Source organism: Streptomyces sp. NPDC057099 (assembly GCF_042671245.1).
Taxonomy (GTDB): Bacteria; Actinomycetota; Actinomycetes; order Streptomycetales; family Streptomycetaceae; genus Streptomyces; species Streptomyces purpurascens.
In genome coordinates this window covers 205244-227454 of the sequence record NZ_JBHUTX010000008.1, presented here as the reverse complement: position 1 = coordinate 227454, position 22211 = coordinate 205244, and the positions used below count along the sequence as shown (strand labels likewise).

22 protein-coding genes are annotated in these 22211 nt (G+C 71.8%); 11 read left to right on the top strand and 11 right to left on the bottom strand.

The genetic code is table 11. The annotated features are described in order from the left end of the window. Positions 1–32 precede the first annotated feature (32 nt). The 7 genes from ACFT4A_RS14510 (at position 33) to ACFT4A_RS14480 (ending at position 6006) form a co-directional block, all read left to right on the top strand. A complete protein-coding gene (locus tag ACFT4A_RS14510; RefSeq protein ID WP_382829590.1) occupies positions 33–398 on the top strand; it encodes an STAS domain-containing protein in 366 nt (121 codons plus the stop codon). Then, positions 395–1273 (top strand): alpha/beta fold hydrolase, encoded by an 879-nt coding sequence (locus ACFT4A_RS14505; RefSeq protein ID WP_382829589.1) that lies wholly within the window; start codon positions 395–397, stop codon positions 1271–1273. Before ACFT4A_RS14510 ends, ACFT4A_RS14505 begins: the two co-directional genes overlap by 4 nt. A 69-nt stretch (positions 1274–1342) precedes the next feature. Beyond that, entirely contained in the window at positions 1343–1990 is a 648-nt protein-coding gene (locus tag ACFT4A_RS14500; RefSeq protein ID WP_382829586.1) for a hypothetical protein, read from the top strand. 100 nt (positions 1991–2090) lie between these two features. Continuing rightward, complete coding sequence (locus ACFT4A_RS14495) at positions 2091–3275, top strand: Rieske 2Fe-2S domain-containing protein (RefSeq protein ID WP_382829584.1); 1185 nt, start codon at positions 2091–2093, stop codon at positions 3273–3275. Positions 3276–3327: 52 nt separating this feature from the next. Further along, on the top strand, positions 3328–4083 hold the full coding sequence (locus ACFT4A_RS14490; RefSeq protein ID WP_382829581.1) for a GntR family transcriptional regulator: 756 nt from the start codon (positions 3328–3330) through the stop codon (positions 4081–4083). Positions 4084–4213: 130 nt separating this feature from the next. Then, positions 4214–5338: a TIGR03364 family FAD-dependent oxidoreductase gene (locus ACFT4A_RS14485; protein ID WP_382829578.1), complete on the top strand. Its 1125-nt coding sequence runs from the start codon at positions 4214–4216 to the stop codon at positions 5336–5338. Continuing rightward, positions 5332–6006 carry a phosphonatase-like hydrolase gene (locus ACFT4A_RS14480; protein ID WP_382829576.1) on the top strand — a complete coding sequence of 225 codons (675 nt, stop codon included), beginning with the start codon at positions 5332–5334 and terminating at the stop codon, positions 6004–6006. Before ACFT4A_RS14485 ends, ACFT4A_RS14480 begins: the two co-directional genes overlap by 7 nt. Positions 6007–6053: 47 nt before the next feature. Here the strand turns inward: ACFT4A_RS14480 and ACFT4A_RS14475 are convergent, their stop codons facing one another. Together ACFT4A_RS14475 and ACFT4A_RS14470 are read right to left on the bottom strand one after the other, a co-directional pair. After that, positions 6054–6467, bottom strand: a complete 414-nt coding sequence (locus ACFT4A_RS14475) for an SRPBCC family protein (RefSeq protein ID WP_382829574.1) — start codon at positions 6465–6467, stop codon at positions 6054–6056. Between the two features lie 114 nt (positions 6468–6581). Beyond that, a complete protein-coding gene (locus ACFT4A_RS14470) occupies positions 6582–8078 on the bottom strand; it encodes an MFS transporter (RefSeq protein WP_382829571.1) in 1497 nt (498 codons plus the stop codon). Positions 8079–8275: 197 nt separating this feature from the next. On the opposite strand from ACFT4A_RS14470, the gene ACFT4A_RS14465 reads away from it, so the two are divergent. Beyond that, positions 8276–9766 (top strand): MFS transporter, encoded by a 1491-nt coding sequence (locus ACFT4A_RS14465; RefSeq protein ID WP_382829569.1) that lies wholly within the window; start codon positions 8276–8278, stop codon positions 9764–9766. Positions 9767–9814: 48 nt separating this feature from the next. Here the strand turns inward: ACFT4A_RS14465 and ACFT4A_RS14460 are convergent, their stop codons facing one another. The 3 genes from ACFT4A_RS14460 to ACFT4A_RS14450 form a co-directional block, all read right to left on the bottom strand. Further along, positions 9815–10570: a hypothetical protein gene (locus ACFT4A_RS14460; protein ID WP_382829566.1), complete on the bottom strand. Its 756-nt coding sequence runs from the start codon at positions 10568–10570 to the stop codon at positions 9815–9817. 72 nt (positions 10571–10642) lie between these two features. After that, the gene (locus ACFT4A_RS14455; protein ID WP_382829563.1) at positions 10643–12319 is read right to left on the bottom strand and encodes an amidohydrolase; all 1677 of its coding nucleotides are present in this window, start codon (positions 12317–12319) and stop codon (positions 10643–10645) included. 11 nt (positions 12320–12330) lie between these two features. Beyond that, complete coding sequence (locus tag ACFT4A_RS14450; RefSeq protein ID WP_382829560.1) at positions 12331–13827, bottom strand: APC family permease; 1497 nt, start codon at positions 13825–13827, stop codon at positions 12331–12333. Between the two features lie 148 nt (positions 13828–13975). On the opposite strand from ACFT4A_RS14450, the gene ACFT4A_RS14445 reads away from it, so the two are divergent. Continuing rightward, on the top strand, positions 13976–14680 hold the full coding sequence (locus ACFT4A_RS14445) for a TetR/AcrR family transcriptional regulator (RefSeq protein WP_382829557.1): 705 nt from the start codon (positions 13976–13978) through the stop codon (positions 14678–14680). Positions 14681–14734: 54 nt separating this feature from the next. Here the strand turns inward: ACFT4A_RS14445 and ACFT4A_RS14440 are convergent, their stop codons facing one another. From ACFT4A_RS14440 to ACFT4A_RS14430, 3 genes are all read right to left on the bottom strand, one after another. Further along, positions 14735–16549 carry an ABC transporter ATP-binding protein gene (locus tag ACFT4A_RS14440; protein ID WP_382829553.1) on the bottom strand — a complete coding sequence of 605 codons (1815 nt, stop codon included), beginning with the start codon at positions 16547–16549 and terminating at the stop codon, positions 14735–14737. 341 nt (positions 16550–16890) lie between these two features. Next, entirely contained in the window at positions 16891–17538 is a 648-nt protein-coding gene (locus ACFT4A_RS14435) for a dihydrofolate reductase family protein (protein WP_382829550.1), read from the bottom strand. A 70-nt stretch (positions 17539–17608) separates the two neighbouring features. After that, complete coding sequence (locus ACFT4A_RS14430) at positions 17609–18193, bottom strand: TetR/AcrR family transcriptional regulator (RefSeq protein WP_382829548.1); 585 nt, start codon at positions 18191–18193, stop codon at positions 17609–17611. Positions 18194–18285: 92 nt separating this feature from the next. Between ACFT4A_RS14430 and ACFT4A_RS14425 the strand changes: the two genes are divergently transcribed. Continuing rightward, a complete protein-coding gene (locus ACFT4A_RS14425; protein ID WP_382829741.1) occupies positions 18286–18717 on the top strand; it encodes a 4-oxalocrotonate tautomerase family protein in 432 nt (143 codons plus the stop codon). After that, the gene (locus ACFT4A_RS14420) at positions 18710–19741 is read left to right on the top strand and encodes a zinc-binding dehydrogenase (RefSeq protein ID WP_382829546.1); all 1032 of its coding nucleotides are present in this window, start codon (positions 18710–18712) and stop codon (positions 19739–19741) included. The genes ACFT4A_RS14425 and ACFT4A_RS14420 overlap by 8 nt, the downstream gene beginning before the upstream one ends. Here ACFT4A_RS14420 and ACFT4A_RS14415 read toward each other — a convergent pair. Genes ACFT4A_RS14415 through ACFT4A_RS14405 form a run of 3 tightly spaced genes read right to left on the bottom strand, consistent with a single transcriptional unit; the run spans position 19736 to position 22190 of the window. Then, positions 19736–20068 carry an STAS domain-containing protein gene (locus ACFT4A_RS14415; protein ID WP_382829543.1) on the bottom strand — a complete coding sequence of 111 codons (333 nt, stop codon included), beginning with the start codon at positions 20066–20068 and terminating at the stop codon, positions 19736–19738. The genes ACFT4A_RS14420 and ACFT4A_RS14415 overlap by 6 nt on opposite strands. Beyond that, positions 20065–21387 (bottom strand): PP2C family protein-serine/threonine phosphatase, encoded by a 1323-nt coding sequence (locus ACFT4A_RS14410; RefSeq protein WP_382829541.1) that lies wholly within the window; start codon positions 21385–21387, stop codon positions 20065–20067. Before ACFT4A_RS14410 ends, ACFT4A_RS14415 begins: the two co-directional genes overlap by 4 nt. Further along, complete coding sequence (locus ACFT4A_RS14405) at positions 21387–22190, bottom strand: alpha/beta fold hydrolase (RefSeq protein ID WP_382829538.1); 804 nt, start codon at positions 22188–22190, stop codon at positions 21387–21389. Before ACFT4A_RS14405 ends, ACFT4A_RS14410 begins: the two co-directional genes overlap by 1 nt. Positions 22191–22211 lie beyond the last annotated feature (21 nt).

Genomic DNA, 22211 nt, shown 5'->3' with positions numbered 1-22211 from the left:
CACGGGGCAGCCCAGGCGCAGTTGAGGAGACGGTGACCGACAACCAGGGGACGAGCCGGCCGGACCGGCTGTCCATCGAACACTCCACCGTCGACGGCATCCGCGTCGTGACCCTGCGCGGCGAGATCGACCATGGAGTCAAGGACGCACTGCAGCAGGCCCTGTTGCCCGAGGACGGTGATGTCGGGGCGCCTCGGATCGTGGCGGATCTCAGCGGCGTGACCTTCATCGACTCCAGTGGCATCAACGTCTTCATCCACACCCATCAACGCGCCGACGCCGCACAGGGATGGCTGCGCCTGGCCGGGATCCGGGGTTCGGTGATGCGGGTGGTCCAGCTCGTCGGCCTGGACGCCGTCGTCGCCTGCCACTCCACGGTCGAGGACGCTCTGACATGAGCGGGCCGGGGCAGCCGACGTTCGTGCTGGTGCACGGAGCCTTCGCGAACTCCTTCTCCTTCGCACCGCTCCAGGCCGAACTCGGCCTCCTCGGGCACCGTTCGGTCGCCGTCGACCTGCCCGGTCACGGATTCGGGGCGACCTACACCCGCGCCTATCAGGCGCCGCAGGATCTCGAAGAGTTCGCCGGCACGCCCGGCTCGATCAAGGGTGTGACGCTCGCCGACAACGCCGCGCACCTGATCGGCATCCTGGAACGGGCCAAGCGCCACGGCCCCGTGATCCTCGTCGCCCACAGCCGCGGCGGCATCACGGCCACGGCGGCGGCCAACGCGCGGCCGGACCTGATCGACCGGATCGTCTACGTCGCGGCCTGGTGCCCGGTCGACCTCGACGTCGGCGCCTACTACGCCGAGCCGGAGATGGCCACGGTCGACGTCGCCGCGCTGGGTGCGGCGATGGCCGGTGACCCCGCCGAACTCGGCCTGCTCCGCGTCAACTTCCGTACCGCCGACCCGGACGCCCTCGCGGCGTTCAAGGCGGCCTTCCTCGCCGACGGCACCGACGAGGAGTTCCTGACCTTCCTGAACACCTTCCAGCCCGACGAGAATCCGGACGCCGGCGCCCCGACCGACCGGGCGCGCGCCGAGACCTGGGGCCGTGTCCCGAAGACCTTCGTCCGCCTGGCCGACGACGCGAGCATGCCTCTCGCCCTGCAGGACCGGCTGATCCGCGAGGGCGACCGGCTGACGCCGGACAACCCGTACGACGTCAGCACCCTTGGGGGCAGCCACCTGAAGTGGCTCGTCGACCCGGCGCCGGCGGCCCGGGTGCTGGGGGAACTCGCCGAGCATCTCGACGCCCCGCCGTCATGAGTACGCGTACTCAGCAGGGCCCGCGAAACCACCGATCCTCTCGGCCGGTCGCGATGAGAGGGTCACCTCATGTCCGCCTCAACCTCCGCCCGCCGGGCCCCTGTTACCGCCGTGGGGCTTGGCCTCGTCGCGATCCTCACCCTCACCGCCTGCGGTGATCTGCACGCCTCGGGCGCGACGGCCGGGGCCGCTCCCAGCAGGTCAGCCGGGCCCTCGCCCAGTACTGCCGGGCCCTCGCCCAGTACCACCGGAGCCTCGCCCAGTGCCGTCGGAGCCTCGCCGTACGTGGAGCCCGGGGCCGGGGACGGAGCCCCGCACTACAACGAGAACAACGGCCACCGCCGTCCCGGAGAGATGTCCCCGGCCCACGCGAAGGACGCCGAGCGGGAGGCCGACCGCATCAGGCCGGTACTCGAACGGCTGTGGAAGCGGCGGACGTGGGACCCCGCGACGGTGCGCGAGGCCCTGCTCCGGCTCGGCTACGAGGAGGAGCGCGTCACACGGGACGGCAAACGGCTCGGCGGGACGCTCACCGTCACCGGGATGTCCTCACGCTGGAAGGACGACGGATACGTGACGCCCGAGGGGGCGCAAGTCGCCCTGCGCGTTCACGACGACGCCTGCGTCATGGCGTTCGTCCAGAAGACGAACTTCTCGGCGGTGGCCAACGGCCCGTACCCGGAGAGCGGCTGCTTCTCGCCGCCCTTCGCCCACTGAACGCACAACTCACCCGTCCGCACGCTGGGCCAGGCGTGGCCGGAAGGCGCCCTTCAGGATGGAGGAGCCCGGGACAGCCGTGCGCGTGCGAGGGAGAGGTATGACCGAGACCGACAGGGCCAGGATCTTCCCTGCCGAGGACGGAAGCAGGCCCTCGCCGCACCCCGACCCGGGTACCGGCACGGCCGATCTCCGGCGCGTCGGCGCGCACCCCGACTTCTGGTACCCGGTCGCGCTGTCCCGGAGCGTCCGGAACAAGCGGGTGGTCGCGACAGCCTTCGCGGGTGAGCGCATCGCGCTGTACCGCGGGGAGAGCGGCACCGTGCACGCGCTGGAGGACCGGTGCGCGCACCGGCAGGTGCCGCTCAGCATGGGCGTCGTGGAGGGCGACACCCTCCGCTGCTGCTATCACGCCTGGGCCTACCGCGGCGACGGCCGCATCTCGCAGATCCCGTACCTGTCCCGCGACGACGGCCGGCCGCCGCGCGGCGTGCGCGGCTATCCCGTCCGCGAGGCCTACGGCTTGGTCTTCGTGTTCCCGGGCGACCCGGACAAGGCGGCCGGCACCGCCCTGCCCGACCTGCCGGCCTTCGGCTCACCGCGGTACCGGACCATGACCTACTCCCGGACGGTGCGCTGCCACTACTCGTTCATGCACGAGAACCTGCTCGACATGAACCACCAGTTCCTCCACCGGGGCGTCGTCGGCAGGCTCCATCCCGAACTGCTGGAACACCGGACCGACGCCCGGTCGGTGGAGGCCCGCTATCTGTTCACCCACGCCGGGGGAAAGCGGAACCGCGGCGCCGGCCTGCTGGCCGCCGAGGGCATCAGGGGCAGCGACTCCAGCGACGTCATGACCATCCGCACCGCGTACCCGTACCAGACACTCGACCTGGTCCCGGAGAACGCCGAGCGTCCGGCCTTCCGCCTCTGGGCCGCCTATGTTCCCGAGGACGCCGAGCAGCGCGTCTGCCACACCTACGGTCTGCTGATGATCGAGAAGCCCCGGGTTCCCGGCGCGCTCCGGCTGGCCTGGCCGTTCATCAGACGCTTCACCGAGCGCGTCTTCGCCGAGGACCGCATGGCCGTCGAAGCCGAGCAGCGGGCCTGGGACGAGCAGGGCGAGGACCGCAATCACGAGGTGTTCTCCCTGATCCTGGACGTCCGCGAGGTGCTGCGCTCCAACGGCGTCCCCATCCGGGCACGAGCCGCCGCGTGCGGCACGGCCCAGTCGTGCGACGGCCGGGCATCGGCGTCCGGCGACACCCGGGCACCGAGGTAGCCGTCGCGGCGGCCGGCTCAGGGGAACGGGCCGCACATGCGACGATCTCCGCGTGGACTACCCGAACGACCAGGCCCCCGGCGCCCCTGTCCGCTCCGGCATCCCCGAACACGGCCGCATCCCCAAGTACTACGCGGTCAAGGCGCGGCTCGACCGGCTCGTCGAGGAACTGGGGGAGGGCGGACCGCTGCCCACCGAGCGTGAGCTCTCCGAGCGGTACGAGGTGGCCCGCGAGACCGTCCGGCAGGCGATCCGCGAGCTGGTGCTGGAGGGCAAGCTGCGGCGGCAGGGGCGAGGGACCGTCGTGGCGGGGCCCAAGCTGGAGCAGCCGCTGTCCCTCGCGAGTTACACGGAAGGGGTGCGGCGGCAGGGGCGGACCCCGGGGCGGAGTCTCGTCACCCTCGACCGCTTCCCCTGCCCGGACGCGCTGGCCGCCGAGACCGGGCTGCGGCGGGGCGAGCCCGTCTGGCACCTGGAGCGTGTGCTGCTCGCCGACGACGAGCGGGTGGGCCTGGAGAGCACGTACGTCGCGGTGGCCCGGGTGCCCCGGCTCGACAGCGATTTCGACCCCGACTCCTCGTTCTACGCGTGGCTCCAGAGCCAGGACATCGGTTTCGGTGACGCCGACGAGCGCATCGAGACCGTACTGGCCACGCCGCGCGAGGCGTTGCTCATCGGGACGCCGCCCGCGCTGCCGATGCTGCTGATCCACCGCCTCTCCCGGGACACGGAGGGGCGGCCGCTGGAGCGGGTGCGGGCGCTCTACCGGGGCGACCGGTTCTCCTTCACGACCCGACTGCACGACTGAAAGCCATCCGGGCCCCACCCTCTCTGAATATCACGAAATGATAACGGGTCTAGCCCAAAAGGGCTGCCTCGTTCACGCTGTCGTAGGGAGCCGGACCATCCGGTTCCCGAGCACAAGGAGCGTGTAGGACGTGAGAGTGACAGTCGTCGGAGGCGGCGTGGTGGGCACCATGCACGCCTGGCAGGCGGTGAACCGCGGCCATGAGGTCGTACAGATCGAGCGCGAGGCGGAGGCGCGCGGCGCGTCCCTGCGCAACTTCGGCCAGATCTGGGTGAGTGGCCGCGCGGGCGGCGAGGAACTGGACACCGCCCTGCGGGCCCGGGAGCTGTGGGAGGAGATCGGCGGCCGGGTCCCGGCCCTCGGCTTCCGCCCGAACGGCTCCCTCACCCCCGTCCGCGGCGACCTGGAACTCGCCGTCGCCGAGGCCGCCGTGGCCCGACCGGACGCCGCCGCCCGCGGTTACAAGCTGCTGACCCCCGGCGAGGCCCGCGCCCTGAACCCCGCCCTGCGCGGCGAGTTCACCGCCGCCCTGTACTGCGAGCGCGACGCGGCCGTCGAGCCCCGCACCGCCCAGCTCGCCCTGCGCGCGGAGCTGCTCGAGTCCCCGCGCTACCGCTTCCTGCCCGGCCGCGAGGTACGCGACGTCGTCGGCCCGGGCGCCGTCCGCGACGACCACGGCGACATCCACCGGGGCGACGCGGTCGTCCTCTGCACCGGCGCCTGGCTCGGCGGCCTGGTCCGCGAGCTGGCCGGACCCGACCTGCCCGTGCGCCGCGTACGCCTCCAGATGATGCAGACCGACCCGCTGGGCGAGCCGCTGACCACCTCGGTCGCCGACGCGGACAGCTTCCGCTACTACCCGGCCTATGCCTCCGCCGCACTCGACGCGCTCGACGCCGGAAAGCCGCAGGCCGAGACCGCCGCGGCCCACCGCATGCAGCTGCTCATGGTCCAGCGCGCCGACGGCGGGCTGACCATCGGCGACACCCACGAGTACGAGCACCCCTTCGCCTTCGACACCCTCGAAGACCCCTACGACCACCTCACCGGTGTCGTCGAGTCCCTCCTCGGCCGCCCGCTGCCGAGGATCAGGCGCCGCTGGGCCGGGGTGTACGCCCAGTGCACCGACACCGCCCGGGTCGTGCACCGGCAGCAGGTGCGCGACGGGGTGTGGCTCGTCACCGGGCCCGGCGGGCGCGGCATGACCTGCTCGCCCGCGATAGCCGAGACCACCGCCGAGGAGCTGGGATGGTAGACACACCCGAGGACATCCGACTCGTCGTCCTCGACATGGCCGGTACGACCGTCGCCGACGGCGGCCTCGTCGAGCAGGCGTTCGCGGCGGCGGCCCGGCGCCTCGACGCGGATCCCGACGCGATGCTGGACTACGTCCGCGCCACCATGGGCGAGTCCAAGATCTCCGTCTTCCGGCATCTGTTCGGTGAGGAGACGAAGGCCCAGGAGGCCAACCGGGCCTTCGAGCAGGCCTACGCGGAACTCGTCGACGCCGGGCGGGTCGCGGCCCTGCCCGGTGCGCGCGAGGCCATCGAGGCGCTCACCGCCCAGGGCCGTACGGTCGTACTGACCACCGGCTTCGCCCGCGCCACACAGGACGCGATCCTGGCCGCGCTGGGCTGGCAGGACCTGGTGCCGCTGACGCTGTGCCCCGCCGACGCAGGGGGCCGGGGGCGACCGTTCCCCGACATGGTCCTGACCGCGTTCCTCCGTACGGCGGCGGCGGACGACGTCCGGCAGATCGCCGTCGTGGGCGACACCTCGTACGACATGCTCACCGGGGTCCGGTCGGGAGCGGGCGTGGTCGCCGGTGTCCTGACCGGCGCGCACGACGCGGACGCGCTGCGGGCGGCGGGGGCGCGGCATGTGCTGGACAGCGTCGCGGACCTGCCCGGGGTGCTCGCGTAGCTGCGGGTCCGCGTACTGCCTGCCGTGAGCCGTCGCGCGTGCCGCCGTCAGCCGGCCGCGTGGTCGACGCGCAGCCGCACCTGTTCCTCCAGCCGCTCGAGGCTGGTGTCCAGCGCGTCGCCGACGGCCCGTTCGCCGGGATCGTGGCCGGTGTCGAAGAACGACAGGTGCACCGTCACCTCACTGGCTCCGCCGCCCAGGCCGGCGACCTGGAGCCATCCCGCGTAGCCGCCCTGCTCGCGGGTGCCCCACTCGAGCCGCATCTGATCGCGCCGGGCGCGCAGCAGGGCGGAGGTGTCCTCGTCCGTGCGGTCCTCGTGCACGGTGACGGCGGGCAGTTCCTCGGCCCGCACATGCAGGGCTTCCGGCAGCCAGGTGTCCAGCCGGCCGACGTTCGCGGCCTCGTCGAAGACATGCTCGGGCTGTGCGGGCATCGTGCGTGAACGTTCGTACTCGGTCATCGCGGTACCTGCCTCGCTTCGGGGGCGTACAGCGCACCGCGTTCCCGGCCTGCCGGGACCCAACCGCGAAAGGCCCCGTCCGCAGGGTGCGGGCGGGGCCTTTCACGTCGGTCCTCAGAACTTCGGCTGGGGCGACTGCGCCTGGACGAGTTCCGTGGCCTCCGCCTCCGTCTCCACGGACGGCGGCGAGCCCGCCAGGGGCTTGTTCGCCGTCTCCCGCATGCAAAGGACTGCGATGACGCCGATGACGGCGGCACCCGTGGCGTAGTACGCCGGCACGAGGGTCGAGTCGAAGGCGCTGATCAGAGCGGTGATCACCAGCGGCGTCGTACCGCCGAAGAGCGAGGTGGCCAGGTTGTAGGCCACCGAGAGGGAGCCGTAGCGGACGTGGGTCGGGAAGATCGCCGGGAGCGCCGCCGACATCGTGCCGAGCATCATCACCAGGGACAGCCCCATCAGCAGCAGTCCCAGGGCGATGAGGACGACACTGCCCTGCCGGATGAGCAGGAACGACGGCACGGAGAGGAACAGGAAGCCCAGCATCCCCGTCATCAGCAGCGGCTTGCGCCCGAAGCGGTCGGAGAGCCGCCCGACGTAGTTGATGACGCACATCTGCAGGACCATCACGAGGAGCAGGATCAGCAGCCCGTGATTGGTGCCGTAGCCCAGCTCGTCGGACAGGTACGTCGGCATGTACGACAACAGCATGTAGTCGTTGATGTTGTACGCCGCCACGAGCGCCAGGCACAGCAGCAGCGGCCGCCAGTACCGGGTGAAGATCTTGCCGAGGTCCCCGGTGGCCGAGGTCTCCACGGAATCGGCGGCCTCGCTCGCCTTGACCTGGCCGCCCTCCAGCTTCTGGAAGGCGGGCGTCTCGTCCAGCTTGAGCCGCAGATAGAGACCGATGAATCCGAGCGGCGCCGCGACCAGGAAGGGGATGCGCCAGCCCCACGCCAGCATCTCGTCCGCGCTGAGCACGGTGTTGAGGACGACGACGAGGCCGGAGGCCCCGACATAGCCGCCGAGCGTGCCCAGCTCCAGGAAGCTGCCGAAGAAGCCGCGCCTCTTGTCGGGCGCGTACTCCGCGATGAACGTGGAGGCGCCCCCGTACTCCCCGCCGGTCGAGAAGCCCTGCACCAGCCGGAAGAAGATCAGCAGGGCCGGGGCCCACATGCCGATGACGTCGTGCGAGGGGACGAGGCCGATCGCGAAGGTCCCCACCGCCATCATGATCATGGTGAGGGAGAGGATGCGCTTGCGGCCGACCTTGTCGCCCAGCGGCCCGAAGACCATGCCGCCGAGCGGGCGCACCAGGAACGCCACCGCGAACGTCGCGAAGGAGCTGAGCAGCTGGGCCGTGTCGTTCCCGGACGGGAAGAAGACCTTGCCGATGGTCACGGCCAGATAGCTGTAGATGCCGAAGTCGTACCACTCCATCGCGTTGCCGAGAGCGGCGGCCTTCGTGGCGCGCTTGACCGCCGCGTCGTCGGTCACGGTGATGTCGCTGCGGCGCAGCTTCGGGTGGCGGCGCTTCTCGATCGCCCGGAACAGCATCCGGTGTCGTCTCACAGCCGCGGGATCCACCGACTCGTCATTGTCGGTCGCCGCCATTACGTCGTTCCTTTCGCCGGTGGTTTTCCCAAGCACCACGCCTGCACAGTTCTCGCGCGCTCAAACGTTCCTCCGCGTCACAAATGATCTTCCTGGTGTCCGGCCGCTTCCGCTTGCGGGCTGTGGCGTGTGCCCGTCCCCTGGTGGGGGAACGTGATTCCCCGGGTGACAGTGGGGCCCCGGTGAGAGGAGCCCAGGTGACAGCGTCGGCACAGGAGGCTGCCGGGTACGAGCCGGATCCGCGCCGGTGGCGGGCCCTGTGGGTCACGCTGGTGGCCGGATTCATGAGCCTGCTGGACGTCTCGATCGTGGTGGTCGCGCTGCCCTCCGTCCAGCGCGGCCTGCACGCCTCTCCCGCCCAGGTGCAGTGGGTGGTCTCCGGATACGCCCTCGCCTTCGCGCTCGCCCTCGTCACCGCGGGCCGCCTCGGAGACGCGCTGGACCGCCGCCGCATCTTCCTGCTGGCCCTCGGCGGCTTCGTGGTCTTCAGCGCGGCCTGCGGGGCGGCCCCCAGCATCACGCTGCTGGTGGCGGCGCGGCTCGCCCAAGGCCTGGCCGCCGGTTTCATGGCGCCCCAGAACTCCGCGCTCATCCAGCAGATGTTCCGCGGGGCCGAACGCGGTCGCGCCTTCGGGTTCTTCGGCGCCACCGTCGGCATCTCCTCCGCCGTCGGCCCCCTCGCCGGCGGCATGATCCTCGCCCTGGCCGACGGCGCCCAGGGCTGGCGGTGGATCTTCTACGTCAACGTCCCCATCGGCATCCTGGCCGTCCTGCTCGGCCGCCGCCTGCTGCCCCGCACCCAGCGGTCCGGCCGGGGCCAGGTGGACCTGCCCGGGGTCCTGCTCCTCGGCCTCGGCGTACTCGCCCTCATGTTTCCGCTGGTCCAGGCGGGCTCCGGCGGCATCGGACGGCTGTGGTGGCTGTTCCCCGCCGGCGCCGCGCTCCTGGTCGCCTTCGCCCGACGGCAGCGCCGCCTGGTGGCCCGCGGTACCCAGCCGCTGCTGGATCCGCGACTGTTCACCACCGTGCGCGGCTACGCCGTCGGTGCCGGCGTAGGCACCCTCTACTTCGTCGGCTTCAGCGGCGTCTGGCTGGTCTTCGCGCTCTTCTACCAGGACGGTCTGGGCTTCTCCCCGCTCCGGTCCGGCCTCGCCGTGACCCCCTTCGCCCTCGGCTCGGCCTGCGCGGCCGCGATCGCCGGGCGGCTGGTGGACCGGCTCGGGCGCATGCTCACCGTCGGCGGACTCGCGGCGGTGATCGTCGGCCTGGGCGGCACCGCGGTGCTGCTGCGCTTCGCACCCCTCGGCATCGCGCCCTGGGTGGCCGCCCCGGCGCTGTTCCTCGGCGGCGCCGGCAGCGGCTGTGTGATCTCCCCGAACATCACCATGACCCTGCGCGATGTGCCCGTGCGCATGGCGGGTGCGGCGGGCGGCGCGCTGCAGACCGGGCAGCGGCTCGGCGCCGCCGTGGGCACCGCCGCCCTGCCGGGGCTCTTCTACCTGGTGCTCGGCGGGAGCGACGACTACCGGGGCGCCCTCGTCATCGCGCTGGGCGCCGCACTCGCCGGCATGGCGGCCGCCCTGGCCCTCGCGACGTTCGACTGGCGGCGCGACCGGCGGAACAGGCAGGGGCACGGGACCTGCCCGGAGGATGTCGCCAACAGTCCGGTGCACGCGCGGCAGACCTGAGGGTGCGTGCGGCCGGGGCTCACGTGGCCGGGCCTACGCGGCGGGGCCTCACGTGGTCTGCGGTTGAGGTTCCCGCGGCGCGTCGTCGTCCAGGTCGCCGCGTACGGCGGCGAGAGCGAAGGCCGTCATGGAGGCCAGGACGAGCACCGCGAGCGGCCCCCAGATCGCCGGAATCGCCCACATCGGCCAGTCATTGGCCGACTGGGCCCAGAGGGTCAGGATCGCGGTGGCGCCCAAGCCGACGCCGTGCCACCGCACCACGGTCCCCGCCTTGGCGTGACGCCGGTCGCCCCGTGCGAGGAGCGGCCACAGTCCTCCCACGAGGGCCGTCAGGCCGAACGACACACAGGCCAGCGCGCCGCCCAGCCGGTCCTCGGGCCACCCCACCGGCCCGGCGGACGTCTGCTGCCGCCGCCCGTCGGAGTCCCGTACCTCGACGACCCGCCCGTGCCAGATCAGGCCGACGACCTTGTCGTCCGGCTCCAGTTCGGAGACCACGGGATCGGCCCGCAGGAACGTCACCTTCCACGGCTTGCCGGACGGCAGGACCAGCTCCGCCTCCGGGGACGCGTTCCGCTCACCACGGTTCGTGTCGGCCTCCCGGACCGTGAACTCCTGCTCCCACACGCACCCCGACGCCCGCACCGGGACAGCAGCGCAGGCCGGCGCGGCACGGAACTCCCGCTCCCGCTCCAGCGCTCCCCGGATCTCGAGGGCCGACGCCACTCCGAACCCGAGAGCCGCGACAGCGATCAACAGCCAGAGAACGGACCGCAGCGCCTCGCGTCCCGGCGACTCCACCATGTCTCGTACCCCCCGTTCACGCGGAACCCGCAGGCGCATTGGAACACGCCCGCGGGTCCACGCCCAGGCCTTTTACTCGGAGGTGTGGACGCGCCGGCCCTCGACGAAGGTCTCCAGGACCCGGGTCGCGGCGATCTCCTCGGTCGGGCCCGCGAACGGATCGCGGTCGAGGACGACGAGGTCGGCCGACTTCCCGGCGGTGATGCTGCCGGTGGTGTCGTCGAGGTGGTTCACATGGGCGCTGCCCGCCGTGTAGGCGGCGATGGCCGTGCCCAGGTCGAGGCGCTGCTCCGGCAGGAAGGCCGGGGTGCCCGCGGGCGCGTCGGGCGAGATCCGGTTGACGGCGACATGGATGGCCTGGAGCGGATCCGGGCTGCTGACCGGCCAGTCGCTGCCCGCGGCGAGGGTCGCGCCGGCGCGCAGCAGATCACCGAAGGGGTACTGCCACGCGCCGCGCTCCGCGCCCAGGAAGGGCAGCGTCAGTTCGTCCATCTGCGGTTCGTGCGCGGCCCACAGCATCTGCAGGTTGGCGCTCGCGCCCAGGGTGCGGAAGCGGGGCAGGTCGTGCGGGTGGACGACCTGGAGGTGCGCGAGGTGGTGCCGTGTGTCGCGTTGGCCGTTGGCAGCGCGGGCGGCCTCCACCGCGTCGAGCGCCTCACGCACCGCGCGGTCGCCGAGCGCGTGGAAGTGGACCTGGAATCCGAGCGCGTCCAGCTCGGTGACGTACTTCCGCAGCTCGCCCGCCTCCACGAAGCTGATCCCGCTGTTGTCCGAGGCGCAGCCGCAGCCGGTCAGGTAGGGGTCGAGCATCGCGGCGGTGTGGTTCTCGGCGATGCCGTCCTGCATGACCTTCACCGTGCCGGCGCGGAACCGGTCCCGGCACAACTCGTCCCGGGCAGCCGCCAGTTCGGCGATCTGATCGGCGCCGCGCTCGCGGTCCCACCACAGGGCGCCGACCACCCGGGCGGTGAGCAGGCCCCGGTCCAGGGCCGCCTGGTAGGCGGGCGCCGGGTCGGTCATGTTGGCGTACGTGCCGATGATGGCGTCCTGCCAGGCGGTGACGCCGTGGGAGTGCAGCACGGCCTGGGCGCGCAGCAGGGCGGCGAGCTTCTCCTCGGGCGTGGGGTCCGGCAGCAGCCGGCCCACCAGGTGGACCGCGCCCTCCTGGAGCATCCCGGTGGGGTTTCCCCCGGCGTCGCGCTCGATACGGCCGTCGGCGGGGTCGGGCGTACGGGCGTCGATGCCCGCGCGCTCCAGGGCCCGGCTGTTGACCCAGGCGCCGTGGTGGTCGCGGTTGGGCAGGAAGACGGGGCGGTCCGGGACGATCGCGTCGAGGGCGGCGGCGGTGGGGGAGCCGCCGGGGAACGCCTCAAGGGACCAGCCGCCACCGGTGATCCACTCGGCGTCCGGGTGTTCGTCCGCGTACGCCCTGATCCTGCGCAGGTACTCGGCCGGGTCGACGGTGTCGCCGAGATGGCACTGGCCGAGTTCGATGCCCGCGCCCAGCGGATGGACGTGGGCGTCCTGGAAGCCGGGCAGCAGCAGCTTCCCCGCCAGGTCGACGACCTCGGTGCGCGGCCCGATCAGCTCGCGCACCTCGTCGTGGCCGACGGCGGCGATCCGCCCGCCGCGCACGGCCACGGTGGTGGCGCGGCTGCGGGCGGGATCGACGGTGTGCACGGGGCCGCCCGTGAAGACGAGGTCGGCCGGTCCCGTGGCGTGGGGGTGCGACATGAGGGTGAACTCCATGGGGGGAGGGTTCAGACCGCCGTGCGGTCCATCGGGAGGGTGAGGGCGTCGGCGTCGGTGCCGTGCCCCGTCGTGAAGTACGGCGAGCGCCGGACGTACTTGGCCACGGCCGCCATGCCCAGCCCGGCGAGCACGATCACGGCGGGCAGCGAGAACATGAACCAGCCGTTGTCCGGGCTCAGTTCGAAGTGATCGCTCATGGTCAGGTACGAGTATCCGAGGTAGCCGCCGAGGCCCAGCAGCACCAGCCCGGCCACGGCGGGCACACCGACGGCGAGCAGCGCCTCGCGCGGGCCGTCGTGACGCGCCGAGCGGAAGCGCACGGCGCAGGCGAGCGCGGTGAGGCCGTAGTAGAGGGCGACGATCAGGCCGATGGCGTTGACGGCGGCCAGCAGCATGTCGCTCAGCTTGGGGATCGCGAAGGCGGCCAGGGCGATCACGGCGGCGACGGACATCACGACGGCCGTACCGACGGCGGGGGTGCCGTACCGCGGGTGGATCCGGGTCCACAGCGGCCCCATCGTGCGGTCGCGGCCCATGGCGAGCAGTCCGCGTGCCGTGGGGATCAGGGTGGCCTGCACGGAGGCCACGGCGGAGAACATCAGCGCGACCAGGGGCAGGGTGGCCCAGGGTTCGGCGGCCAGTTTCGCCCCGAGGTAGGGGAGGGCCTGCGGGCCGTTGCGGACGAGTTCGGCCAGGCTCATCTCCCGCTGGAAGGCGACCGAGGCGAAGAGGAACAGACCGAGCATGGCGAAGAGGGCGATGAGACCCCCGCGGGCCGAGTCCTCCGGGTGCTTCGTCTCCTCGGTGACGCTGAAGGCCGCGTCCCAGCCCCAGAAGAAGAACACCGCGAGGACCATGCCCTGGGCGAAGCTGGTCCCGCTGGAGATCTCGAAGGGGTTGAACCAGGAGAGGGAGAAGGCGTGGTCGCCGGTGACCAGGGCCCAGCCGCAGAAGCCCAGCAGCACCGTGTACTCGAAGACCAGCAGCACGAACTGGAACCGGGTGGCGGCCCGCATCCCGGTGACGGCCAGGGCCGTGAGGGCGAGGAGGATCACCAGCCCGACCGCGGTGCTGACGCCGGTGGACGTCGGATCGAGGGCGATACCGGCGAGGCTGGTCAGTCCGGCCTTGTTGGCGAAGAGCAGGACGACCGAGCCCATGATCGCGCTGGTGTAGGCGCAGAAGATGACCGAGCCGACCAGCGTCACCCAGCCGGTCAGGAAGCCGGGCCAGGGGCCGAGGGATCTGCCGACCCAGACATAGCCGTTGCCGCAGTTGGGCTCGGAGCGGTTGAGTCGGGCGTAGGCGGTGGCGATGCCGAGCACCGGCAGGAACGCCAGGAGCAGCAGCGCCGGGGCCTGGAGACCCACGACCGTCGCGATCGTGCCCATGCCGATGGCGATGCTGGTGGTGGCCGCGGTGCTGGACGCGGCGATGGCGACGCCGTCGACGACACCGAGGGATCGGCGCAGCGTGGTGGTCGGACTCGGAGGGGCGGACGACATGGAGGGCTCCTCGGGGGAAGGGTCGGGAAGAGCCGCGCGGGAATGCGATGGAACAACCGGCGTCCATATTGGGTCAACCCTGTTGACGTAAGGCGGGCCGGCGCCGTTCACTGCGTTGCACATGCGTGCGACGAGAGGAGTCCGGGTCATGACCACCCGTGTCCCGCAGGAGCGCCGGCGCCGCCGGCCCACCCGTTCCGGTGTCGTGCTCTCGGAAGAGCTGATCGTCGAGACGGCCCTGCGTCTGATCGGGGAGCACGGCCCCGAGGCGCTGAGCGTGCGCCGGCTCGGCGCGGCACTGGGTTGCGACCCGACCGCTCTGTACCGCTACTTCCACGGCACCGACGACCTGGTGCTGGCCATCGCCGACCGGATCATCGGCGACGCGATGGCCGGCTTCGTCCCCGGCGACGACTGGGTCGCCGCGCTGCGCGAGATCGCCCTGAGGGTGCGCGCGGGATACCTCGCCCATCCCCGGGCGGCCGCCATGGCCGCACACCGGGTGACCCGGCGCCGGAACGAGATCCACGCCGTGGACACCGGGATCGGCCTCCTGCTGAACGCGGGCTTCGCACCGGCTGACGCCGCCCGGCTCTATCTGGCCTTCATCGACACGGTACTCAGCCACGCGGCCACCGAGGCCGCGTTCCACGCCCTCCCGCGACAGCAGCGCGAGGCCGACCACCGGGCCTGGCGGGACGTCTACCAGGACCTGGACCCGCAGACCTACCCGTCCCTCACCGCGGTCCGTCCCCAACTGCCCGGAATGGCGGACAGCTCCTTCGAACAGGCGGTGGACCTCCTCCTGGAGGCCCTGACGGCCCGGTCCCCGGCGGGACGCAGAAAGGCGTGAGCGCGGACCGCCACACCCGCCTCGAACAGGGCCCCACCAGAGCCGCGCCCGCCGTCACCCCACCTCCGCCTTCCCCGGGTTGTCGTCCAGGAAGCCGCCCGACTGGTGCTGCCACAGCTTCGCGTAGGCGCCGTCGATCGCGAGCAGCTCCTGGTGGGTGCCCTGTTCGACGATGCGGCCGCGGTCGAGGACGACGAGCTGGTCCATGGTGGCGACCGTGCTCAGCCGGTGTGCCACCACGAGCGCCGTCCGTCCCTCCATGAGCCGCCACAGCGCCTCCTGGACGAGCAACTCGCTCTCGGAGTCCAGGGCGCTGGTCGCCTCGTCGAGCAGCAGGATCGGCGCGTCACGCAGGATCGCCCGGGCGAGGGCGACACGCTGGCGCTGACCGCCGGACAGCTTGATGCCGCGCTCGCCCACCATCGTGTCGAAGCCGTCCGGCAGCGCGTCGGCGAACTCGGTGACGTGGGCCGCCTCGGCCGCCTGGCGGATCTCGGCGTCGGTGGCGTCCGGCCGGGCGAACGCGATGTTGTCCCGCAGGGTGCGGTGGAACATAGCCGGGTCCTGCGGCACATAGGCGATCCGGCTGCGCAGATCGGCCTGGCGAAGCCGGCTGATGTCCTGACCGCCGATCAGGATCCGGCCCGCGTCGATGTCGGTCATCCGCAACAGCAGCCGCGTGAGCGAGGTCTTGCCGCCGCCGGACCGGCCGACCAGGCCGAGCTTCGCCCCGCTCGGCACGGCCAGGTCCAGCCCGTCGAACAACGGTCGACCGCCACGGTGTGCGAAAGTCACCTTCTCGAAGCGGACATCGGCCGCCCGGGACCGCAGCGGCTCCGGCGACGCCGGGTCGAGCACGGTCGGCGGCGTCAGCAGCAGCTCGGTGAACTGCGCGGCCTCCGTCATCGAACTCTCCAGCCGGCGGTATATCTGGTTGAACTCGAACATGATCCGGGTCGCGTTGCCGTAGTAGGCGAAGGCGACCACGATCGCCTCCACGCCGTGCGAGCCCCCGGCGAGGGTGATCGCGAGCAGCAGGCCCATCGCGTTGGTGAGCACGGACATCGGCGCCACCAGGGTGTCGATGCGCAGGTTGCCGTAGTCCCACGACCGCACGGTGAGCCGGCGCGACACCGCGACCCGGGCGCGGTGCTCGGCCGCCTCACTCCCCTCGGCGGCGAACGCCCGTACGGTGTCCATGTTCATCAGGCTGTCGGCGACATGGCCCGACACCCGGGCGATCGCCTCCTCACGCTGGTCGACGATCCGCTGGCGGCGCCGGATGAGCGGCACGACGAGCACCGCCGTCAGCGCGATCATCACCAGCAGACCGGCGACGAGCAGCGGTTCGTAGCGCCACAGCACCACCGCGCCGAACGCCAGCGGCACGAAGCTCCCCACGATCTGGAACGTCACCGTGTCCACGAACTGCTCGAAACGCGAGGCGAAGCTCAGCACCCGCTTGGTCAGCGAACCGGCGAAGTTGTCGTGGAAGAACGCGGCGTCCTTGGCGAACAGCTCGTCCATTCCGAGCACGTAGAGATGCTCGATGCCGAGGGCGTCGAGGCGGTTGAGGCAGTGCAGGGCGACACGCCACAGTGCCTCGGCGAGCAGCAGCACACCGGCGAAGCCGAGCACGTACGGCAGTGCCGAGTCGACCGTGACGCCCTTGTCACCGGCGATGTCGCCGACGAGCTTGGCGACGATCAGCGGCGCCACGTAGTTGATTCCGATGTTGCCCAGCGCCATGAGCAGCATCGCGGGTACGGTCAGCCGCCGCAGCCGCGCCAACTCCCGTCCGTAGTAACGAAGTGCGAGTAAGACCGAGCGCTTGCCCGGCTGGACCCTGCGAGATTCAGGCGTTTCCATTCCACCCCTGTGTCGTCCTGTGGCAGCCCGCCACGCGCTCACGCGGGCAGGGGGCATCGCCGCAACGAATGTGTGGATTTCGGTCGAGTCCGGCAGTGTCCCGCGACGGCGACCGCGCCGTCCAAGCGTTTTCCGGCCGGGCGGTGGTGCGCGGGGGAGCGCCAAGGAGTGCGGCGGCGGATCGGGGCTGGTCTGACCGGTCCCGCTGCAGCGTTCAACCGCGCGCGTGTGGCGTGCGGTTCACCTCAAATGGAGCGAGGGCAACGCCCTGCTGCAGGAGTTGCTCCACGAGCCCGGGACGTCCTTCACGCGGACGACGACGGGGTGGTCCCTCCTGCCACTCAGTGACCCGGGCGGGTGAACGTCACATGCGTGACTCCGCCGGGCGAGGAGGTGGCTTCGACCTCGTAGCCCTTCTCCAGGTCCTCCAGTCCGTCCCAGAGGCGTACGCCGCGGCCGAGCAGGATCGGAACCACCGTGACGTGCAGGTGGTCGATGAGCCCTGCGGCGAGGAAGTCGCGGATCACGCCGGGGCCCCCGCCGATGCGTACGTCCTGGCCGCCCGCGGCCTCGCGGGCCGCCTCGAGCGCCTCGGCGGGCGAGACGTCGAGGAAGTGGAAGGTCGTGCCGCCCTCCATCTCGATCGACGGGCGCGGGTGATGGGTGAGGATGAAGGTCGGTGTGTGGAACGGCGGGTTGGGCCCCCACCACCCCTTCCACTCCGGGTCCTCGTGCCATCCGGGGTGGCCGAACTTCCCGGCGCCCATGATCTCGGCTCCGATCCCGGGCGTGTGCTGCCGTGCGAAGGCATCGTCGAGGCCGCGGGTCCCGCCGGGTCGGCGAGTCATCTCGTGCCAGAACTGGGTGGCGAACATCCACTCGTGCAGCCTCTCACCGGCATGGCCGAACGGAGCCTCACGGCTCAGACCCTCACCGGTTCCGAAGCCGTCGAGCGAGATGGAGAAGTTGTGAACGCGAGCGAGTGACATGGCCGGCCGATCCCTTCCTTCTCGAAACGTCCTGTGCCCAATGTTCCAGGTCTCGGGGACCACCGCAGAGCTAGTCCTTGATCGCGGCGCGGACTAGTGCCTGCAGTTGCTCGGCGGTGTGATCCAGCGGCTGCGTGCTGCGCTTGGCGCGGCACATGGCCACGGTTCCCTCGACCGCCGCGACGATCAGCGTCGCGAGCTGTGCCGCCCGCTCGGACTCGGCGCCGTGCTCGCGCAGCGAGGCGGCCAGCAGGCCCTCCCATTCCTCGAAGACGTCGGCGGCGGCCGCCAGGGCCGTGGGCGTCTCGTCGGCGGGGGGCTCCTCGATGGCGACGGCGAGGACCGGGCAGCCCGCCCGGAAGTCACTGTCCATGACGATCTTGCGCCAGAGGGCGAGGAAGGCCCGCAGCCCGGCGACCGGGCCCGCCTCCAGTTCCTCGCGCAGGCTGCGGGCGGCCCACGCGCCCGTGTGGCGCACTGCCTCGGTCGCCAACTGCTGCTTGCCCTCGGGGAAGTAGTGGTACGTCGAGCCGAGCGGCGCCCTGGCGTGCTTGGCCGTCTCGCGGATGCTCGTCGCGTTCAGGCCGCGCCGGCTGATCATGTCGGCCGCACCGGCCACGATCCGCTCGCGCGCCGTAGGGCTGTGCTTGGTCACGTTCGCGGTCCCTTCCGACCCCACTGGCTATAACGACCGTCATAGTCTAGCGTGACCGTCGCCTATAACGACTGTCATAGAAAGGCATGTCCATGCCGATGATCCGCCTCACGACCCCGGCCGGCGCCCTGACCGAGGACGGCCGCCGGTCCGTCCAGCGCGACCTCGCCGGCGTACTGCTGCGCTGGGAGGGCGCACCCGACACGGCGTTCTTCCGCGCCCAAGCGTGGAGCTACCTCGTCGAACTGCCCGAAGGCACCCAGACCACCGCCGAGGACGACGCGCCGCGCTTCCTGGTGGAGGTGACCGTCCCGCAGGGCGCCCTGTCCGAGCGCCGCAAGGCCGGCCTGGTCGAGGAGGCCACACAGACCGTCCTGGCCGCCGCTGGACTCACCCCGGACGACGCCCTGCGGGTGTGGGTGCTGGTGCACGAGCAGCCCGACGGCACCTGGGGTGCGGGCGGCTCCGTCATCCGCTACGCCGACCTCGTCGTCCTGGCGAAGGGGCAGAGCACCGATGCGTGAACTGACCTATGTCGCCAGGCGCACCGTCGAGTGGCGTGAGGCGCCCGACCTCGAGCTTCAGTCCGACCGGGAGGCGGTCGTCGCACCGGTGGCGGCCACCCCCTGCGATGTGGACTCCTCGATCCTTGCCGGGCACGGCTTCATCGAGCCGCCCTTCGCCCTCGGCCACGAGTGCGTCGCCCGGGTCGTCGAAACCGGCGACGCCGTCACCGCCGTGGCCCCCGGTGACCTGGTCGTCGTCCCCTGGTCCATCAACTGCGGTACCTGCGACCGCTGCCGGGCCGGGCTGACCGCGCACTGCACCGCCGTCCCCTACATGGCGATGTACGGCGCGCCGATCGGCGGCGGGTGGGGCGGGCTCTTCTCCGACCTGGTCCGAGTGCCCTACGCCGACGCCATGCTCGTTCCGCTGCCCACCGGCCTCGACCCGGTCGCCATGGCCTCCGCCAGTGACAACTGGTCCCTGGCCTGGCGCCTGGTCGCCCCCCACCTCAAGGTCCGTCCCGGAGCCCGGGTCCTGGTCGTCGCCCGCGGCAGCATCGGCCTCTACGTGTGCGACATCGCCCGCGCGCTCGGCGCCTCCGACGTGCTCTACGTCGACCCCGACCCCGAACACCGCATGCTGGCTCGCACCTTCGGCGCCGCCACCGCCGAGACCCTGGAGCCGGTCCCGCAGAGGTTCGACATCGCCGTGGAGGCCACCGGCCGCGTCGAGCAGCTCACCCTCGCCCTCAAGTGCCTGACGCCGGAAGGGATCTGCGAGAGCGCGGGCAACCACTTCCGTCCCGGCGAACTGCCCCTGCTCGACATGTACCTCACCGGCGTCACCCTGCGTGTCGCCCGCGACAGCGTGCGCGCGCACATCCCCGACGCCCTCGCACTCGCCGCCTCCGGCACGGTCGCCCCCGAGAAGGTGGTCTCCCACGTCATCGACTGGGAGGACCTGCCGGCCGCGCTGCCGGACAAGCACCTCAAGCCGGTCTTCGTCAGGGCCGACGGTGCGAACCTGCCGGGCGGGTCATGACGCGTGGCTGCTGTCCGGGCGCAGGGTGAAGACCTGGTCGAGACCCACGAGCGTGAGGACCCGCAGCAGGTTCGCCGGTACGCCGGCCAGGACGATGTCGGCGTCGGCGGCCAGGGCGTGCTGGCGGGCGGCGAGCAGGGCGGTGATGCCGGTGGAGTCGCAGAACGCGAGGCCGGAGAGGTCGAGGACCAGGCACTGCCCCGAGGTCAGGGCCACTTGGTCGACCTGGCGGCGCAGTTCGGGGGCCTGGGCGTAGTCCAGGTCGCCGGCCACGTCCAGAACGGGGCCGGCCGCGGTGTCGCGGTGATCGATGGTCAGCGTCTTCATGAGGAGAACCCCGTTGCGGGGCGTATGAGGGAGGAGTCGGCGGGGACGCCGAGGGCGAGCAGGGCGGTGTCGTCGTTCAGTCCGTCGCCGAAGCCGTCCAGCAGCCCGGTGAGTGCGGTGATCACCTCACCCGGGGCGGCGGGAGCGAGGTCGGTGCCGAAGGCCAGCAGGGCGTCCTCGCCGTACAGGTCGTCGCGGCCGGGGCCGGTGCGGGCCTCCGTGAGTCCGTCGGTGTACAGCACGATCGTGTCGCCGGCGGCCAGGACCGTCTCCACGGTGCTGATCGGTGCGTCGGGCAGCACGCCGACGAGCAGGCCGCCGGGCGTGTGCAGGAACTCGGCGCGGCCGTCGGAGCGCAGGACGAGTGCCGGCGGGTGGCCGCCGGAGGCGAGGCGCACGACCGTCGGACCGTGGTCCCCGCCGGGCTCGACGATCCCGAAGACGCAGGTGCAGTACCGGGGGTCGCCGCCGGCCGTGTACCGCTCGTGCAGGACGGCGTTCAGCGTGGCCAGGGCCGCGGCCGGATCCGGGTCGTGGTGGGCGGCGGCCCGGAGGGTGTAGCGGGTCAGCGAGGTGAGGGAGGCGGCTTCGGGGCCCTTGCCGCACACGTCGCCGAGGAAGAACGCCCACCGGTCGCCGGCGACGGGGAACAGGTCGTAGAAGTCGCCGCCGAGCTGGTCCGGGGCGGCCGTGTGGTAGTGGACGGCCGTCTCGAGACCCGGTACGTCGGGCAGGGAGTCCGGCACGAGGGACCGCTGCAGAACGGCGAGCGCGTCGGCCAGCCGGACCCGGTCGGCCTCGGCCTGCCGCCGGGCCTCGTCCGCTTCGGCGCGGGCCCGCTCGGCTTCCTTGCGGCGGTGCAGGAGTTCCGTTTCGTAGGAGCGGCGGTCCGAGGCGTCGAAGACGGTGACCCGGATCAGCAGGGGTTCGCCCTCGGTGCCGTACTTGACCACGGCGGAGGCCAGCACCGGCAGCCGACCGCCGCCCTGGCGCCTCAGGTCCAGGGCGATGCCGCGCAGCTCGCCCTGCATGCGCAGCAGCGGCGCGAAGTGCGTCTCGTGGTACAGCTTCCCGCCGACGGTGAGCAGATCCGTGAAGCGCTTGTGGCCCACCACGGCCTCACGCTCCAGGCCGAGCCACTCCAGCAGCGTGGTGTTGATCTTGGCGATGGTGCCGTCCATCAGCGTGGACAGATAGCCGCACGGTGCCGACTCGTACAGGTCCTCCGCACTGTCCTCCAGCAGCGCGGTGAACGCCGCGTCCGTGCCTGCCGTGCCGCCGGTCCCGGCAGGCTCGGGCGTGCCGTTGGGGCGACACATCACTTCAGGGACTCCAGGAAGTCGAGGATCGCCTCGGCGGTGGCCTCCGGCGCGCTCAGCTGCGGACAGTGCCCGGTGGCGTCGAGGGTGACCAGGCGGGAGGAGGGGATCGTCGTGTGCACATAGGCGCCGACCTCGCGGGGCGCGATGGCGTCCTGCTCGCACTCCAGTACGAGGGTCGGTACGGTCACGCCCTTGAGGTCCTCGCGGCTGTCGGTCAGGAAGGTCGTACGGGCGAAGACCCGGGCGATGTCGGGGTCGGTGGCGCAGAAGCTGTTGGTCAGCTCCTGGCCCAGCTCCGGACGCTCCGGGTTGCCCATGATCACCGGGGCCATCGCCGACGACCAGCCCAGGTAGTTCGCCTCCAGGGAGTCCAGCAGCTCGTCGATGTCCTCGGTGCTGAAGCCGCCGCGGTATCCCTCGTCGTCGATGTAGCGGGGCGAGGGCGTCACCATCACGAGCGCCCCGATCCGCTCCGGCGCGGCCTGCGCCGCCAGCACCCCGATCATGGAGCTGACCGAGTGCCCCACGAACACCGCCCGCCGCAGGTCCAGCTCCTCGCACACGTCGACGACGTCGGCGGCGTAGCCGTGCAGCGAGGAGTACCGCTCCTCGCTCCAGGCCGACAGATCCGACCCGCCGGAACCCACGTAGTCGAACAGCACCACCCGGTACCGCTCTGCCAGAGCCGGCACCACCAGGCGCCACATGTTCTGGTCGCAGCCGAACCCGTGTGCCAGAACCAGCACCGGCGCGTCGTCTCGGCCGATGATGTTCACGTTGTTCCTGCGGCGGATGTCCATGCGGCCATGCTGTCACCCCGA